This window comes from Plantibacter cousiniae (nom. nud.), from assembly GCF_977070315.1.
This window is the reverse complement of record NZ_CDRVEU010000015.1, coordinates 91,685-109,928: the sequence shown is the minus strand read 5'-3', so window position 1 is coordinate 109,928 and position 18,244 is coordinate 91,685. Positions and strand designations below refer to the sequence as shown.

The window sequence follows — 18,244 nt, the reverse complement described above, 5'->3', positions numbered from 1 at the left end:
CACTACTCTCCACTGCACGACAAGGGCGCGATGCGCCGTTAGAATCAGGGCATCCTCGCCCGGAATGGTTCGCATGTTTTGGTTACTGGCCACCTTCGCCTACCTGCTTGGCTCGCTGTCCTTCGCCATTCTGCTCAGCCGCCTGAGCGGCAGGCCGGACCCGCGCGCCAGTGGCTCCGGCAATGCTGGCGCGACCAACATGCTGCGTCTGGCCGGAAAAAAACTCGCCATCCTGACCCTGTTCGGCGACCTCTGCAAAGGCCTGGTGCCGATCCTGATCGCCAGCGCCTGGAACATGGACACCGCACAGCAGGGCTGGATCGGCGTGTGTGCGGTGCTGGGCCATCTGTTCCCGTTGTACTTCCGCTTTCGCGGCGGCAAAGGCGTAGCGACCGCCGCCGGTGTGCTGCTGGGCCTGTATCCGCCTGCCGCCGCCCTGGCGATAGTCGCCTGGCTGCTGACGCTGTACCTGACCCGCACCAGCTCGCTCGCAGCCCTGATCGCCACACCCCTGACCCTGCCGTTGCTGGCGTGGCAGGAGCCTCATGCGTTGCTGCCGATGAGCGTGTTGACCCTGCTCATCGTCTGGCGCCATCGCGGCAATCTACGCGACCTGCTCGCCGGGCGCGAACGACATTTCTGAGGCGCAACCCGCCTCGCCTGCCGTCACAGCCCCGACAACTGCTCCATGGGCCAGCGCGCCTGCACGCTGATGCTCAAATCTTCCTTCTGTCCGGCCTGCAAACGCTGACAACCGGCAAACGCAATCATGGCGCCGTTATCGGTACAAAACTCGGGCCGTGCGTAATAGACATGCCCGCGCAAGTCGCCAAGCATGCTTTCCAGCGAGGCGCGCAGTGCCTTGTTGGCGCTCACGCCACCGGCAATCACCAGGCTCTTGAGGCCGGTCTGCTTGAGCGCGCGCTTGCACTTGATGGTCAAAGTCTCCACTACCGCCTGCTGGAAGGCCAGAGCGATGTCGCAGCGGGTTTGCTCACTGTCGTCTCCAGCGTTCCGGCATTGCTGCCAGGTATTGAGCGCTGAGGTTTTCAGGCCGCTGAAGCTGAATTCCAGCCCGGGCCGATCAGTCATCGGCCGAGGGAAGACAAAGCGCCCTGCCACGCCCTGCATGGCCGCCTTTGAAATCTCCGGGCCGCCGGGGTACTGCATGCCCATCATCTTCGCGGTCTTGTCGAAGGCCTCGCCTGCGGCATCATCCAGGGTCTCGCCCAGCAGCTCGTACTGACCGATGCCGTCGACGCGCACCAGCTGCGTATGACCGCCGGACACCAGCAAGGCGACGAACGGGAACTGTGGCGGATTTTCTTCCAGCATCGGCGCCAGCAGATGACCTTCCATGTGATGCACGCCCAGCGCCGGGATATCCCAGGCGAATGCCAGCGCCTGAGCGCACGAAGCGCCGACCAGCAAGGCGCCGACCAACCCAGGGCCGGCCGTGTAGGCAATGGCATCGATATCCGTGGCCACGCAGTCCGCCTCGGCCAGTGTCTGGCGAATCAGGGGCAGCATGCGCTTGACGTGATCGCGTGAAGCCAGCTCCGGCACCACACCGCCATAGGCACGATGCAGGTCGATCTGGCTGAATAATGCGTCCGCAAGCAAACCGCGTTCGCTGTCGTACAATGCGACGCCGGTTTCGTCGCAGGAGGTTTCTAATCCCAGTACTAGCATGGGGTTGCGCCTTGTAGGGGGCAGATTTGAAGGCGCCCATAATAGTCGCCGACCGAGGTGCCGACCAGCGGTTTTCGATCAGAGGCTTTGCATTCCTCTCAATGAGGGGTTAACATCCGCAACCCTTAAAAACCGACGTACTTTTGTGCAGTGTTTGCACTGAGCGTTGACCCCGGTAATGAATGAAGGTAGCTCTGGATGCCAGCCGTCAAAGTTAAAGAGAACGAACCCTTCGACGTAGCTCTGCGTCGTTTCAAGCGCTCCTGCGAAAAAGCCGGTGTTCTGGCTGAAGTTCGTAGCCGCGAATTTTACGAGAAGCCGACTTCGGAGCGTAAGCGCAAGGCAGCAGCTGCTGTCAAACGCCACGCCAAGAAAGTCCAGCGCGAACAGCGCCGCGCCGTTCGTCTGTATTAATTTACAGACCTTCGTCGCAAGCTTCTGCCTTGCCCGGCCAACCAGCCGGGCTGTCGGCAGTTACAGCTTCGCTGTTTTGCGTTCGCTTTATTGATTGATCCTGTCCAGGCCGCCGATGCGACTCGGATATGTCAGTCAAGCACGTCCAGCCTGTTCAAAGGCTACATCGGTCATGCCCACTCGGGCAGCACATCGACCGATGACCAGACGAGTATGCCTTGATGACTTCGCAAGAAGCTCAGCCAAGGCAGCGTCTTCCGTGCCTTCAGGCTCTGACCACTTCTCGTGGACAACGAAGCTTGCGGCCTTTCTGATCCACTCGCGGGATCAAGCTTTATCCCTTTCAGGCCAACACCGTCCTTCGAATACAAAGACGTGCCCGTTTATTGCCAACGTCTTCAAAAAGACGGCTGACAGGCTGACGGAACGCTCGTAGAGTCATCCGATACTTTTGCACCACGCTTGAATGATGAGAACGCCATGGCCGGGCTGATTCCCCAGAGCTTTATCGACGACCTTCTGAACCGCACCGATATAGTCGATGTTGTCAGCTCGCGCGTGCAGCTCAAGAAAGCCGGGAAGAATTACACCGCGTGCTGTCCGTTCCACAAAGAGAAAACACCGTCTTTCAGCGTCAGCCCGGACAAACAGTTCTATTACTGTTTCGGTTGCGGCGCAGGTGGCAACGCGCTCGGCTTCATCATGGACCACGACAACCTGGACTTCCCCCAGGCCGTCGAGGACCTGGCCAAGGCCGCCGGCATGGAAGTGCCTCGCGAACAGAGCGTAAAAGGCCAGAAGCCCCGGCAACCGACCGATTCCCCGCTCTACCCGCTGCTGACCGCCGCAGCCGAGTTCTACCGTCAGGCCCTGAAAAGCCACCCGTCACGCAAGGCTGCGGTGGATTACCTCAAGGGCCGCGGGCTGTCCGGCGAAATCGCCAGGGACTTTGGCCTGGGCTTCGCCCCTCCCGGCTGGGACAACCTGTACAAGCACCTGAGCAGCGACTCATTGCAGCAAAAGGTGATGATCGATGCCGGCCTGCTGATCGAGAACGCCGAAACCGGCAAACGCTACGACCGCTTCCGCGACCGGGTGATGTTTCCGATTCGCGATTCACGCGGGCGTGTCATTGCCTTTGGCGGCCGCGTACTGGGTGATGACAAACCCAAGTACCTGAACTCCCCGGAAACACCGGTTTTCCACAAGGGCCAGGAGCTGTACGGGCTGTTCGAGGCGCGCAAATTCAATCGCAACCTCGATGAAATCATCGTCGTCGAAGGCTACATGGACGTCATCGCCCTGGCCCAGCAAGGCTTGCGCAATGCCGTGGCCACACTGGGTACTGCGACCAGCGAAGAGCACTTGAAGCGCCTGTTCAGGGTCGTGCCCAACGTGCTGTTCTGCTTCGACGGCGATCAGGCCGGGCGTAACGCCGCATGGCGTGCGCTGGAAGCCACCCTGTCGAACCTGCAGGACGGACGCCGGGCGCGCTTTCTGTTTCTTCCCGAGGGCGAAGACCCGGACACGCTGGTGCGCTCCGAGGGCACAGATGCGTTCAAGGCACGTATCAATCAGCACGCGCAGCCGCTGGCCGATTATTTTTTCGAGCAACTGACCAAAGAGTCCGACCCGCGCTCGCTGGAGGGCAAGGCGCACATGGCCACCCTCGCGGCGCCATTGATCGACAAGGTGCCCGGCGCGAACCTGCGTATTCTGATGCGTCAGCGCCTGACCGAAATTACCGGGCTGACCGGCGAGGCCGTCAGCCAGCTGGTGCAGAGCGCGCCGGCAGAGGCGCCACCGAGTTACGACCCGTATGTCGACTACGACGCCATGCCTGATTTTGCCGATTACCAGCCACAAGGCGGTTACGAGCCTCAACAGGAATGGACGCAGAAGAAAACCGGCGGTCCGAATCAAAAAAAATGGGACAACAAATCCTGGGGCAAAAAAGGCAAGCGCCAGGACTTCGAACCTCGAACGCCGCGTGTACCCACCGCCGTCGAACCGCCCATGCAGGCCGCACTGAGAACCTTGCTGCATCACCCCGAATTGGCGGAAAAGGTCGAAAATGCCAGCCATTTCGCTGCAGAAGACCAATCCAACGCACAACTGCTGGTCGCTCTTATCGAGGCCAGGCAAAAGAATCCGAACCTTCGGTCGTTACAGTTGATAGCGCGATGGCACGGGACTGAGCAGGGCCGTTTGCTGCGCGCACTGGCAGAAAAGGAATGGCTGATTGAGGCCGACAACCTTGAACAACAGTTTTTCGACACTATAACTAGCTTATCCGCTCGCCAACGCGAGCGCAGTCTGGAACATCTGATCAGCAAGGCTCGGCAGACCGAGCTGAGCGCAGAAGAGAAAATTCAGCTTAGGGAACTGCTAAATCGCAATGTTCCCGCACAAACCCCGACCTCAACTGGCGCGTGAGGTCATAGCTCGGGTATAATCCTCGGCTTGTTTTTTGCCCGCCAAGACCTTCAGTGGATAGGGTGTTATGTCCGGAAAAGCGCAACAGCAATCTCGTATCAAAGAGTTGATCACCCTGGGTCGTGAGCAGAAGTATCTGACTTACGCAGAGGTCAACGACCACTTGCCCGAGGATATTTCAGATCCCGAGCAGGTGGAAGACATCATCCGCATGATCAACGACATGGGGATCCCGGTACACGAGAGTGCTCCGGATGCGGACGCCTTGATGCTGGCCGACGCCGATACCGACGAGGCAGCCGCAGAAGAAGCGGCTGCAGCGTTGGCAGCGGTCGAAACCGACATCGGTCGTACCACCGACCCTGTTCGTATGTACATGCGGGAAATGGGCACCGTTGAACTTCTGACCCGTGAAGGCGAAATCGAAATCGCCAAACGTATCGAAGAAGGCATCCGTGAAGTGATGGGCGCAATCGCGCACTTCCCAGGCACGGTTGACCACATTCTCTCCGAATACACACGCGTCACCAGTGAAGGCGGTCGCCTTTCCGATGTTCTGAGTGGCTATATCGACCCGGACGACGGCATTGCGCCGCCTGCCGAAGTCCCGCCGCCTGTCGACCCCAAGGCCGTCAAGGCCGAAGGTGCCGATGACGACGAGGAAGAGTCGGCAGACGCCAGCGACGAAGAAGACGAAGTCGAGAGCGGTCCTGATCCGGTCATCGCCCAGCAGCGCTTCGGTGCGGTTTCCGATCAAATGGAAATCACCCGCAAGGCCCTGAAGAAATTTGGTCGCGACGACAAGCACGCCATTGCCGAAATGGTTGCACTGGCCGAACTGTTCATGCCGATCAAGCTGGTTCCAAAACAGTTTGAAGGTCTGGTAGAGCGTGTACGCGGTGCCCTTGAGCGTCTTCGTGCCCAGGAACGTGCCATCATGCAGCTGTGTGTACGTGATGCACGTATGCCGCGCGCCGACTTCCTGCGCCAGTTCCCGGGCAACGAAGTTGACGAAAGCTGGACTGACGCACTGGCCAAGGGCAAGAGCAAATACGCCGAAGCCATCGGTCGCCTGCAGCCTGACATCCAGCGTTGCCAGCAGAAGCTGTCCGCACTGGAAGAAGAGACCGGCCTGAAAATCGCCGAGATCAAGGACATCAACCGTCGCATGTCGATCGGTGAGGCCAAGGCCCGCCGCGCGAAGAAAGAGATGGTTGAAGCGAACCTGCGTCTGGTGATCTCCATCGCCAAGAAGTACACCAACCGTGGCCTGCAATTCCTCGATCTGATCCAGGAAGGCAACATCGGCTTGATGAAGGCTGTGGACAAGTTCGAATACCGTCGTGGCTACAAGTTCTCGACCTATGCCACCTGGTGGATCCGTCAGGCGATCACTCGCTCGATTGCCGACCAGGCACGCACCATTCGTATTCCGGTGCACATGATCGAGACGATCAACAAGCTCAACCGTATTTCCCGGCAGATGTTGCAGGAAATGGGTCGCGAACCGACCCCGGAAGAGCTGGGCGAACGCATGGAAATGCCTGAGGATAAAATCCGCAAGGTATTGAAGATCGCGAAAGAGCCGATCTCCATGGAAACCCCGATCGGTGACGACGAAGATTCGCACCTGGGTGACTTCATCGAAGACTCGACCATGCAGTCGCCAATCGATGTCGCCACTGTCGAAAGCCTGAAAGAAGCGACACGCGAAGTGCTGTCGGGGCTTACTGCCCGTGAAGCCAAGGTTCTGCGCATGCGTTTCGGCATCGATATGAATACCGACCACACCCTTGAAGAGGTTGGTAAGCAGTTCGACGTAACCCGCGAGCGGATTCGTCAGATCGAAGCCAAGGCACTGCGCAAGCTGCGTCACCCGACAAGAAGCGAGCACCTGCGCTCGTTCCTCGACGAGTAATCGCACCAGCGAGTCAACAAGACCCCCGGCATGCCGGGGGTTTTGCGTTTCCGGGCAGAAGAAAATTCAAACTTTGCAGGCCCAGTCGTCAATTGACCAAAACAAGAAGAGGTCAGACGTCAGTCTAATTGCAGCGCCTGACAAATTGACCTACAACTATGTATCACACCAGACAACAGCGCTCTTCAAATCAAGCCTTGGATCATTGAAGTTACAGGGTTACGCCACACCATCATCAGCGATAGTCAGACACGGACGTAAGCCGCATATGCGTGGAGTAATCAACAAAAGTGACCGGGAAGCGTCATGCCTGTCCGAAGGAAAATTCGCCTCGATCTTCGCTCAATGCCCGGATGCCATGCTTATCGTCAGCCTTGCTGACGGGCACATCATGGATGCCAACGAGGCGTTCGTAGAGCGAACCGGCATCCCCCTTGATGAAGTAATTGGCAAGACACCGACAGAACTGAATCTGTGGGCAGTGCCAGGCATCGGCCCAAAAGTCTTGCTGCAATTGCAGACCGGCGATATCCATAATCTGGAGATACCCTTTCGGCGCAAAAACGGCGAAACCTTTTCAGGGCTCATGTCCGCCCAACCGTTCGAGCATAGCCCGATACCTGCCGTGCTGGTGATAGTGCGTGACATCACCCAGCTCAAACAGGCCCGGCAACAATTGCAGCTTTCCGAAGAGAAGTTCGCCAAAGCCTTTCATGCCTCGCCTGACGGGATGGCGATTACCCGGCAGCAGGACGGCATGCTGCTGGAGGTCAACGAAGGGTTCTGCCGCTTGACCGGGTATAGCGAAAAGTACTGCCTTGACCACTCGACATTCGACCTGGGCATCTGGGTTGACCTCAGCGAACGCTCAAGACTCATCGAGCAAATGAAACAACATGGTTTTGTCAGGGATCTGCGGGTCCGGATTCGTAACAGCAATGGCGATGTTCGACTGTGCGAGCTGTCATCTCAACCCGTCATCATTGCCGGTGAAGACTGTCTGCTGACGACTACCCGGGACATCACCGAAAGCAGGCAAATGCAGGAGAAACTCCATCTGGCGGCCACCGTTTTCGAGAGCACTGCCGAAGGAGTGCTCATCACCAATACCGACCAGACCATCAGCGCCGTCAACCGTGCATTCACGGAAATCACTGGCTACAGCGAAAGTGAAGCCATCGGCAAAACCCCTCGCCTGCTTGCCTCTGGCCAACACGACAGCGCGTTCTACGCCGCGATGTGGCACCAACTGGCGGCCGAGGGCCACTGGCAGGGTGAAATCAGCAACCGCCGCAAGAACGGCGAGCTTTACCCGAGCTGGCTGACCATCAGTGCCGTGCGCAACAAGGACAACCTCCTGACCCACTTCGTCGCCGTCTTCGCCGACATTTCCAGCCTCAAACATGCCCAGGCGCGCCTCGACTATCAGGCCCATCATGATCCGCTCACTGGCCTGCCCAACCGAACACTGTTCGAGAACCGGCTTCAGGCCGCTCTGCTGCACAGCGAAGAATCCGGCAGCCTCGGCGCAGTCCTTTTTCTCGATCTGGATCGCTTCAAGCACATCAATGACAGCCTGGGCCACCCGGTCGGCGACCTGTTGCTGAAAGGCATCGCACACCGGCTCAAGGAAACCCTGCGCGACATCGACACCGTCGCACGCCTGGGCGGCGACGAATTCATCGTTCTACTGCCCGGCCTGCTGCAAGCCAGCGACGCACAAGCCATCGCCAATAAATTACTGGCCTGCTTCAACACGCCCTTCGAGGCTGGCGAACATGAGCTCTACATCAGCCCCAGCATCGGCAGCTGCGTGTTCCCCACCGACGGCTCAGGCGTAGCCACGCTGGTCAAAAATGCCGACGCGGCGATGTACCGCTCCAAGGCAAAAGGCCGCAACCGGGTCGAAAGCTATACCTGCGACCTCAGTGACCAGGCCAGCGAGCGCATCGCCCTCGAGCAGGAGCTGAGAAGAGCCCTGGAGCGCAATCAACTGACGTTGGCCTACCAGCCCAAAATCAACCTGACGACCCACACACTGGCAGGCGCAGAAGCCCTGATCCGCTGGAACCACCCGACCTTGGGCGATGTGCCGCCCGAGCACTTCATTCCCTTGGCGGAAGAAAACGGCATGATCCTGCAGATCGGCGGTTGGGTGCTGGAGCAGGCCTGCCGCCAGATGGGCGTATGGCGCAAGACCTGTCAGCCGTTCGGCCCGTTGTCGGTGAACCTGGCAGGCGCGCAACTGCGCCAGACCAACCTGCTCGAACGCATCGAACAACTGCTCACGGACAACGGCCTCGAACCCGGCTGCCTGCAACTGGAAATCACCGAAAACTTCATCATGAGCCAGACCCAGGAAGCGCTGGCCGTGCTGCACCAATTGAAAACACTCGGCGTGCAACTGGCGATCGACGACTTCGGCACCGGCTACTCCTCACTGAGCTACCTCAAACGCCTGCCACTGGATATCCTCAAGATCGACCAGTCCTTCGTCCGCGGCCTGCCGGAAGACACCCACGACGCCGCCATCGTCCGCGCCATCATTGCCCTGGGGCGCAGCCTGCAACTGACCGTGATCGCCGAGGGCGTGGAGAACAGCGAACAGCAGCAATTTCTGACCAGCGAAGGCTGCGAACAGATCCAGGGCTACATTGTCAGCCTGCCCCTCGACGCCGAAGAATTCCGCGAGCGATTTCTTCTTATGAATCTTTCGGACTTTTCGGATAGCACAGCCGCGAAACCGCCGTTATAATCCGCGACCTACTGAGGGCCCATAGCTCAGTTGGTTAGAGCAGAGGACTCATAATCCTTTGGTCCACGGTTCTTATGAGGTACGCGTCTCGGTGTGGTATTTGGAACCGGTTTTTGATAAATTTATGCGACGTTTTAGGGCCTCTAGCTCATGTTGGTTAGAGCAGCGGACTTAACGGCTCAAAGCCTACCCCCTTCACAGGGCACGGCGATGAGCAAATGGGTTGCCTTTGGGTAAGTTAGCTCTGCTCTTTGGTAGAATCGCTCAAATTCGGGGAAGCCTCTGCGTCAGCGTGGTAATCCCGAGCCAAGCCTCGCGAGAGGAAGGTGTAGAGACTGTACGGGCGAGCCGTAAAGGCAAGAGACAGTCCAGACCACAAACCCGAAAGGGGCAGCGAAAGCTGAAGTGGTACGCATAATCCGTTGGTGCCCGGTTCGACTCCGGGGGGGCCCACCATTCCTAAAGCCAGACCAAGAGGTCTGGCTTTTTCATTGCTGCTTCGAGCAAACACTAGCAGCAGCGAGCCATCCCCAAGACTACTCAATCCCTCCCCGCTTAGATGCGTGTTGATCGACCAATGGGCCTTCCTCTAAATGGCAACTGGAAGGCTACGTCCCTCGAAACTATGCCTCCTTCGAAAATTTCTGTTGACACTTCAACTGCTACACCCAATGCTAAAAAAGGTGTGGTATTTGGAATACGGTCGAATGAAGAACTTCATCCTGGTTGACGCGCCTCGTACGAGCAATGCGAGGTACCTCCTGCTTCATCTCGATCCCGGCATCCCGGACAGCGCGAAGGAGTTCCAACCCTTTACGCATTACGCCGCCTGGCTGTCAGGTAGGGGTTATGCCTACAACACGCAGAAGCTCTATGCCGAACACGTGGGTCGGTTTATCGACTACGTGTACGAGGCTTCGAAGACTGAATTCCCGCCAGATGTCGACGTCACGATTCAAACCATCGTCTACAGCTACCAAGCTTTTCTGTTGTTCGGCACGGGCGCCACGAACCCCATAGCCAGTGTCCTTGCTGTTAGCCTTGAGAAGAAAAGGGTCACAGGCCATAGCTCGCTTTCACAGACTATAGAGTCGTCTATCCGCTGGTTTCTCCAAGTGTCAGAAGCCAGAAACCAGATCACTCCCGATAAACTGTTCAGTCCGTTTTATTCAGGCTACGCCGAATATCGGAGCCAATACGAGTTGTCGGCTCATAAAGCTAACTCTTGGCTAGCCGCCGTCATTCGCGACTCGCTCAACTCAATTCTGCCCAAACGCAGGAAAGATAAGCTTTTTCCTCAGGCTGCACGCAGAGACAGAAAGAACGACAAACAGCCCTTCAAAACAATCGCTTATCCGATTGAACGAGCCGTCCACTTGATCAGACAAGCTAAGCCTCGACGATCAAAGACCTTCCATCGGGACATGACGCTTTACTCTTTACTGGCCGCAACCGGAGCTCGCACAAGCGAGGCGCTACAGTTGAGGATACCTGACATCAACAGTGACGAATTCGCTGTGTTTCTTCGTGACCCTTTCGCTAGGAAGACAGTAGGAATCACGGAGGACGAATACGAACTTCTTTCATGGAAAGGCCGCGACACCGAGGTCACTTTCATGATTGAGCCTTTCGCTAAAGTATTTTGGGAAAACCTTGAGAAGTATTTAACCCTGGAGTACAACTCCAGCGTGAACCACGACTTCGTCTTTCAAAACACTGACGGGCGACCTTTATTCACTAGTGACAGAAGCAATCGGGACAAGACGTTCAAGCAGTACGCCATAAAAGCAGGACTGCAGGACACGTTGGGTATCAGCCCACACTCACTAAGGCATATGTATGGAACCTATACCCTAAACTATATGCCCGTTCCAGGTCAAAGCATTCCCGGCCTTCCTATTACCTACGTCAAAATTCTGATGGGACACTCTAGTATTACTTCGACGATGAAATACGCAAAGCATGATACCGATATCATCGAGGCTTATTTGCAACACGCTAATCAATATGTAACCCAGCGGGGCGAAGAGTCTTTTATGACAATTCGTCAAGAGTTCCATATTCGACAGCTTGAGGTATTACGAGAGGAGATCGATAGGATCGAGGGAGCCAAGCATGATTAATCTCACCAAAGAAATACTTTTCGTCAAGTCTGGTGAAGATTTGGAGCGATCGATTAATGATGCTATCGCAAAATCCAAGGCATGTGTCTGCAAAGAGCTTTTCAACACGAACTACATCTCTACCAGCAAAATCTCAAGCGGAGCAAAGAACGAATACTATAACGCATCGATTGTGCGCCTGTTTGATGACCACCTAAATACTGAAAACTCTCCAACCCACGATGAGGCATGGGTGCGAAACATACACACATGCACGATAAAAACACCCTGTATTGATATTGCCAAAAAAGTTGTATCAGCAAGTGCACATAACTGGCTCAACAAGTCATCCCTGCAAAGGCTAGGGAAAGATTGCCTGTTGATCTTGCACTTCCTCTGGCAGGACAAGGCTATTCTTCTACCGGCCAACATGGCCAAACCAACCACCGCTCATCCTGGGACATGTAGGAAAGGTTTTGAGTTTGCAGCCTCCACGTATACGGAGGTTTTGGCTCTTGTCTGCAAGCCATTTGTTCCACATGTCTCCTACCCCGACGTTCGAGACATCACCACGGTAATGAAGCCAAGCGCCCTGACAAATTTTGAATGGTATGCGTGGCGCATGATTCGGTGCACAGACTGGCATCGAATTGAGGATATTAACCCCGATGAAATTTCTGCTTTTGTCGACCATGCTATTTCTACACGAAAAGGCACGGCCGATTGGTTTCAGTACCCGATAGCGCCTGCTGCATTTTGGGGATACATTCAAAAACTTTATCCTGAAAGATGCAGCTCGGTCGCTGTCCATGTTAGAAATGACAGCAATGCGACCAAAAGGTCTTTAATATCCGGCGAATTCGCCTCTCCAGATGAACACAGGGAGAGCATTGACGTATGGATAGAATATCAGAACAAATTCATTGCGTTACAAAAAGCTCGCGGCATGAAATCATACCGAAATTATGAAAAAAGCATCACCATACTTAATACGTATCTTTTTAGTGAATACCCTGGGACAACTGGCAAAACACCTCCTCTTCCAAGAGAGCTTAATCGTCAGCATATGGAAGGCGATGGGTTCGAGGGGTTTCTAAGTTTCTTACGGAGGGGTCGAGGGGACACATCTGTCCAAAGCATACTGTATCAAATTGAGGCCTTTTTTGACTATCTGACCGTGAATTCAAAATCGGATGCAAGGATCACTAGCTTCATCAATCCCATTTCCGATATCGACTACCCGAGAGTACGTAGAAGCGCAAGCTCTAATAAGCCAGCGTTCAAATCTGAACACTTCCCATTCCTCTTGCAATATTGCTACGCCATTGAATCATTTTCGACACATCTAGCAAACCTGGTTCATGACGAACAGATAAATCTATACGACAAACAGTACAGAACAAACACCAGCGCTAAGAACTGGAATGAAGCACACAAAGTTATCCAAACAGATAAGTTTGGATACGTGCCAGTTGTGTTTTATCGAAATCCTTCATTCGACTCAACGAAACCAAAGTCTGAAAACAACCGCCCAATGAAATATGAGGCACTAAACCTCATCCCCAGGTTCACAGTCCCTATCATCGAACATGCCAAAGAAAGGCTACGCAAATGGATTTTCTACCCTCAACTTATCTATATTCGCCACAACATCATCGCTCTTGAAACGGGTATACGAAGCATACACATTCGCTGGCTTGAAAAGCGCGCATATGACAAGCATATTGATCGTTCACGCCCCCTGCCGGCGATTTGCAAATTATATGTCAATACTGACAAGGTAAACGGCCCATGGGATGCTACTGTTTCCAGTAGCGTGATCTCGGTATTGGATCGCCAGAACGAAATGCTTAAATGGTTTAACGACCCCTCAATGAATGAGGAAGTATGGTATGACTACCATGAGAACAGCGTCTTTGGAAAGATCATCTCCATATTTCCACGAGGCGAAATTCCCGGTATACCGACTCCGGGAACATATGCAAGGTATTTTAAAAGACTGATATTTTCTTTCGATCTATTTTGCAGATATCAGCTTGAGATCGACAGCACCAACCCAATGCCGGAGGCCTTAAGACATCTAGAGACAATTGAGGATCCGTCCGATTATTTAACGGCAATCAACCTCGAAGCTGAAGCCTGCAAACTCATAGAGCACACCCCACATTCCTGCCGAGTATCAGTGGTCTCGGAGTATATCAGAATATTACCTCCTCATATAATAGGGGCGTTTATCACAGGCCATGCTAACGAACAGCATGTTATATATTACGCTAAGATCGACCCTGCATATTTGAAGATACTGGCCCATCATCAAAAGATGGCTATTAAAAACGGATTGGACTTTGATCGCCCGGCAATGTCTTCGATCAAAGCTGAAGACGCTGAATCCAAGCTACAACAGGCGTTCCGCCGAGACAAAGAGAATTCTTTGTTAGATTTCGGTGCAATCTCGTTCGACCGCGAAATCAACGATGATGTGCTTTCAGGAATCAAGGCAGCGAAGCAGCGGCCCATCGAGTCGCTGGCATTCATGCCAACTCATATTTGTCCGTTTGGTAATCAGTGCACCCCAGATGTCATCAAAGACCTAGGTGCCGTACCGGGTTCTCTCATGCCTTGTGGTGGGTGCTACTATTCGATCAAGACAGTCGATCACCTTCCCAGAATCCATGGCCTCGTCCGCACATTAACGGATGAGTGCCGTGAGCTCGAAACCCATATTGCTGAAGCCAGGAAGAATGGGGCGTCACCCCAAAGCCTGCTCCCAAAAGCCAATCGTCGCAAGTTCCTCGCTTCTGAGATAATATCTTGGAGCGTTACTGCTCATTGCCTTGAACAAATGCTAGAAGACATTAAGGCACGTTCTAGCTTCTTAGTGGAAAAGCCTGAGATCGTGTCGGATCACTTAGAGCGCCTGGAACTGAAAGAGCATACATTCTCCAACTTGATCGCAAGGACTGCGGAAGCCAAGTCACACGCTGAGTTCTTCACACCACAGTTGAAACAACAGATCATAGTTGCGCGGAACAGGCTTCTGGCTTTTACCGGCGATTTTAACCGAATGCTGCAAGAAGCCCCAACAGGGTTCACGTTGATTGATGAATTCAGGGGGTTGATTCGATCAACTTGTGAGGTGCTCGGCTTGTCCCTCCACAACCTGAGTGAAGCAATGAGCAAGCCGCTTGCCCTAGAACGTCCTAATTCGATACTGAAGCTGATTTCGAGCTCCGGGGGTGGCAACTCATGACCAAAGGAGCTAAACCAGGCCAGAACCGCTTTGCGGGCTTGCAAAATCGCCAGCGAGATTACAGGATAACCCGAATCACGCAGGAAGTTATCCCAAAGTTGAAAGCGTTCGCTGGAAAGACTTCCTTCCATGGAGTTACACCTTTCTCCATATTCTGCGCAGAGCTCTATAATAATGGCCTGCCTGTTAACGAAAAGAAGATCGGCTACAGAACGATAGTCCAGAGTTCCGATTACTGGACACTTCTAGGGCCCATTTATTACAGGTACTGGGATTCTACTGGCAACATGGAGTCAAAGAAAGACAAGCTTGTCGGGAAGCTGGCTGTTCAACGGGCAGACCAGCTCAAGGCTGAGACCGAAAAGCTAAAAATGGAAAATGATGCTCTTCGATCAGCCCTTCGGGCTCATGGTGCTTCACCAGTACCACTGCCTGACATTCAGCAGCGCGATCAGGATTTCATGTCAAAGTTTGACAAAACATGTAGAGCTCTAAAGTTGGTTCTTGACGCCAGCGATGGAATGTTCACTGTTGATATAAAAGCCAAAAAAATCAGCTGTATGTTTAACGACCTTGAGCCACTTGAGGGGCTCGTACCAACCGAGCTTGCCGATCCCTTCATACTTTGGATGAATGCTAAAGAGAAAGACCATGGCCACCAGCGATGAGAAGCGCTCACCCTTTGAGCGCTACAGAGAGTATGTCATGCGCCTGGAACAGGCTGGGAGGAAGTTCCCTCTGAATCAGTTCGGAGATATCAACTTCAGCAAAATAGCTGATGAGTGCGGCAATCGCCGACAATGGTTTTCCGAAAGTGCCAAGAAGGTCTTTTCCCTCAATGGCGATACCTTAGAACAAGTCATTGCGAAAGATATTCGAAAAATTGGCAGTGAGTTTTTTGCGACCAAGAACCACGAGCCTGTTCTCTTGGACATGGCAGAGTCAACAAACCGAGAGTCGAACCGCTTGCGAGCCATACTGGAGCAAAAGCTGAAGGAAAACGAATTACTTCGCGAACAGGTTGAACGTCTATCGGCTGAGGTGCGCCTGCTTCGGACGAATATGGCCGAAATAAGTGGCCAGCAGGAATTGATGATAGATTCGGGGCGGTCATTTACCTTATGAGCAGTCTGTGCAGTGTCATTCAGGTTAGCTCGGTGAAAGTGGGGAGCTTTGGCGGGGCCATTTTCTCAGGGCGCATTCTTGGCAAGAGCGAAGTCTATACATGTAAGGCAAGTTACAAGGTCATCACTCGCGTCCCACAGCCAGGCGAATGCTGGAAAATCAATGGCTCGATCATAAGTCGCGATCAATTCCGAAACTTTGTTCTGGTTGAAAGCTGTCACATTGTGAACCTGCCAGTGGCTGCTTACGTTGAGCGCTTGCTTGTTAAGCATCCGGCGTTCCGTGGGCTTTCATTTGGCAAAGCAAAAGTCACGAGACTGATCAGAAAACTCGGAGCGGAAAATCTAGCCCAGACCCTGACTGAGGGAAGAGTTGGCACCTTAGCGGAGGTGATCAACCCCGACCTAGCTCAGAAGATCGTGGACGCTTGGATGACGCTGCAGAACGAGATTTCAACTATTGAATTCCTCATGGAACACCATTTCGACCCAGGCCTTGCGAAAAGCATCCTGAGAGTCTGTCAGACCGATACAGTGGAAAGGCTAAAGCGCAACCCATATAGCTTGGTAGCTTTTCAAGGTGTCCATCCGAACCTGTGGAAAACTGTGGAGGCCACCGCATCCAAGCTGGGTATTTCTCCCAATGATCCACGGAGATTGGTTGGGCTTGTCGAGCACCTGCTTTATGTCCGCCTGGATCAAGGACATACCGCGTGCCCGGTTGACGACCTAAAAACTCAGCTGGCTCTGAAGCTGCGCACTCCTATGCTGGTTGACCTCGCAATAACGTCTGCTCTTGACAGGCGTGCGGTATGCGTAAAGAAACTGTATGGCGCAACGTTGATCCAGCCGCTGGGTGCCGCCCTCGTCGAGAGCCAACTGGAGCAGCGTGTGGCGAGCCTAACGTCTGCACCGACGTCACTACTCCACGGCTCACCCCAGGAGCTGGCTCAGGCGATTGAGGACTACTGTTCGCGCCGGGAGCTGGCCTCTGGACATTCGCTCACGCCAGGGCAAAAAAATGCGGTGCTGATGGCACTTACGAACCGAATCAGTACGCTCACCGGGTTTGGAGGAACCGGGAAGACGACAGTGCTATCCCCAGCCACCTCTGGGATCGGGCAGTGGTGGCTGATGACGATCGTTTTTCCTTCGAAGGGTGCATCTAGCTGGGAAGACAACCAATTACGTGCCAGATGGTTGCGGGTAACCAAGTCGTCTGGTCGCAGCTTTCGATAACCCGTATCAGCTCTGATAGCTTTAAAATCGTTCATCGAACTTCGGGCCATCGCCATGGCAGAACTTATGTCCCCAGTCGATGTGAAATCAGCCCAACATGTCGCCCCTAGAAATCGGCATCCCTCGAACACAAAAGTTTCTCGATCGAGCACGTGGACATGGTCGTCTGACGCTGCCCGCATTTTCTCTAACGTGTAATCGATATGGCCGGAATAGAATTCATGGTTGCCAGCCACATAGACCACCGGCACCGAGAACGTCTGGTTTGCCCATTGAACGCCTCTGACCCCTTTATGAATATCACCGGCGAGGATGACTAGGTCGACGTCTACGACCGAGGGTTTGAAGGGCTCAAACTCGATGTGCAGGTCGGACAGGATGAGTGCTTTCATGTGCTCAGACTCGATTTACCCTTTAATTGAATTCACTTGCTGTGCATCCATCACCCGCCGCAGCGCAGATTTTGACGCGAATTCGGGCACGCTGGTCGTTCGCCATCATACGATCTTATGGCCGTTAATTACAACATACGGCGTTTATCTGCCAGGCATACCTATGGCTCTATCCTCACTTTTTAGGCATCTATGTCGCTAAAATTTGAGGTCGCTGCAGTCCTTAGAGCACTCCGCCAGCTTCAGGGTGGCGGATATGCTCGCCTATCCGATACGACTGCACGCCGAACGATTGGCGAGCTTGAGCGGGCCCAGGCTGGTGTGACTCTGGACAAGCTTGCAGAGCTTGCCCTGGCGTTAGAATTCGAACTGCCAGCGTTTGTGATCCTCTGTGTCAGCTTGCAAGAAAATACATCGATCAAATCGGTAATTGAGTCGACAACGGCGTGCTTGGACAGGTTTGGATCGTCAGGTGGGCTCGATCTGATGAGGAGAGAAATTGCAGAAGGTGTATTGCTCAAGCGATCACGAGGGAAGCCCCGCAATGAAAAAGTCATATCGGAAATTCATCGGCTCCAAAACGACGGCAAAAACCAGTCCGAAGCTGCGAGAGAGCTAGGAATCCCCCGTACAACTGTGCGGCGTCATTGGAATTCTTAGTGTGCCTCGTTCGGCCATAACCACAGAGCGTGTGGCCCGCCAACCGTCGAAACCCCAAAGAGATGAGACGCCCGAAGCCAGTCAAGCCCTAAACAGGCGAAAGAGGGCAAGCTGCCACATCCATGAAGATGTCAGCCCATTATGTATTTCCCATCCATTCGAGACTCATGAGCACACCTCACTAACCTTTGCCGATTTACCCGTCTAGTCCACGTTCGTGAGCTAGCTTACTGTTCTCTCAACAGCAAATGTCGGGAGATCG

12 protein-coding genes and 1 pseudogene are annotated in these 18,244 nt (G+C 54.1%); 11 read left to right on the top strand and 2 right to left on the bottom strand.

Annotation, left to right across the window (positions count from 1 at the left end; genetic code table 11):
- Nucleotides 1–73 precede the first annotated feature (73 nt).
- Nucleotides 74–643: a glycerol-3-phosphate 1-O-acyltransferase PlsY gene (gene plsY / locus ACW55A_RS24650; RefSeq protein WP_024663250.1), complete on the top strand. Its 570-nt coding sequence runs from the start codon at nt 74–76 to the stop codon at nt 641–643.
- Nucleotides 644–666: 23 nt separating this feature from the next.
- Here plsY and tsaD read toward each other — a convergent pair whose 3' ends face one another.
- On the bottom strand, nt 667–1,692 hold the full coding sequence (gene tsaD, locus ACW55A_RS24645; protein ID WP_003372796.1) for a tRNA (adenosine(37)-N6)-threonylcarbamoyltransferase complex transferase subunit TsaD: 1,026 nt from the start codon (nt 1,690–1,692) through the stop codon (nt 667–669).
- Between the two features lie 198 nt (nt 1,693–1,890).
- Between tsaD and rpsU the strand changes: the two genes are divergently transcribed.
- The 9 genes and pseudogenes from rpsU to ACW55A_RS24600 all read left to right on the top strand — a co-directional run.
- Entirely contained in the window at nt 1,891–2,106 is a 216-nt protein-coding gene (rpsU, locus tag ACW55A_RS24640) for a 30S ribosomal protein S21 (protein WP_002551877.1), read from the top strand.
- A 480-nt stretch (nt 2,107–2,586) separates the two neighbouring features.
- Nucleotides 2,587–4,542, top strand: a complete 1,956-nt coding sequence (dnaG, locus tag ACW55A_RS24635; protein WP_003411786.1) for a DNA primase — start codon at nt 2,587–2,589, stop codon at nt 4,540–4,542.
- Between the two features lie 67 nt (nt 4,543–4,609).
- Complete coding sequence (rpoD, locus tag ACW55A_RS24630; protein WP_003411788.1) at nt 4,610–6,460, top strand: RNA polymerase sigma factor RpoD; 1,851 nt, start codon at nt 4,610–4,612, stop codon at nt 6,458–6,460.
- A gap of 268 nt (nt 6,461–6,728) precedes the next feature.
- On the top strand, nt 6,729–9,215 hold the full coding sequence (locus ACW55A_RS24625) for a sensor domain-containing protein (RefSeq protein WP_498811717.1): 2,487 nt from the start codon (nt 6,729–6,731) through the stop codon (nt 9,213–9,215).
- A gap of 707 nt (nt 9,216–9,922) precedes the next feature.
- On the top strand, nt 9,923–11,338 hold the full coding sequence (locus ACW55A_RS24620) for a tyrosine-type recombinase/integrase (RefSeq protein ID WP_498811716.1): 1,416 nt from the start codon (nt 9,923–9,925) through the stop codon (nt 11,336–11,338).
- Nucleotides 11,331–14,567 (top strand): hypothetical protein, encoded by a 3,237-nt coding sequence (locus ACW55A_RS24615; RefSeq protein ID WP_498811715.1) that lies wholly within the window; start codon nt 11,331–11,333, stop codon nt 14,565–14,567. Before ACW55A_RS24620 ends, ACW55A_RS24615 begins: the two co-directional genes overlap by 8 nt.
- Entirely contained in the window at nt 14,564–15,235 is a 672-nt protein-coding gene (locus tag ACW55A_RS24610) for a hypothetical protein (RefSeq protein WP_498811714.1), read from the top strand. Before ACW55A_RS24615 ends, ACW55A_RS24610 begins: the two co-directional genes overlap by 4 nt.
- On the top strand, nt 15,219–15,692 hold the full coding sequence (locus tag ACW55A_RS24605) for a hypothetical protein (protein WP_498811713.1): 474 nt from the start codon (nt 15,219–15,221) through the stop codon (nt 15,690–15,692). The genes ACW55A_RS24610 and ACW55A_RS24605 overlap by 17 nt, the downstream gene beginning before the upstream one ends.
- Nucleotides 15,689–16,390 (top strand): annotated as a pseudogene (locus tag ACW55A_RS24600) (helix-hairpin-helix domain-containing protein); the annotation flags it as partial. The gene ACW55A_RS24605 and the pseudogene ACW55A_RS24600, both read left to right, overlap by 4 nt.
- A 266-nt stretch (nt 16,391–16,656) precedes the next feature.
- Here ACW55A_RS24600 and ACW55A_RS24595 read toward each other — a convergent pair.
- Nucleotides 16,657–17,322 (bottom strand): metallophosphoesterase, encoded by a 666-nt coding sequence (locus ACW55A_RS24595; RefSeq protein ID WP_498811712.1) that lies wholly within the window; start codon nt 17,320–17,322, stop codon nt 16,657–16,659.
- A 192-nt stretch (nt 17,323–17,514) separates the two neighbouring features.
- On the opposite strand from ACW55A_RS24595, the gene ACW55A_RS24590 reads away from it, so the two are divergent.
- Complete coding sequence (locus ACW55A_RS24590; RefSeq protein WP_498811711.1) at nt 17,515–17,982, top strand: helix-turn-helix domain-containing protein; 468 nt, start codon at nt 17,515–17,517, stop codon at nt 17,980–17,982.
- The last annotated feature ends 262 nt before the right edge of the window (nt 17,983–18,244 follow it).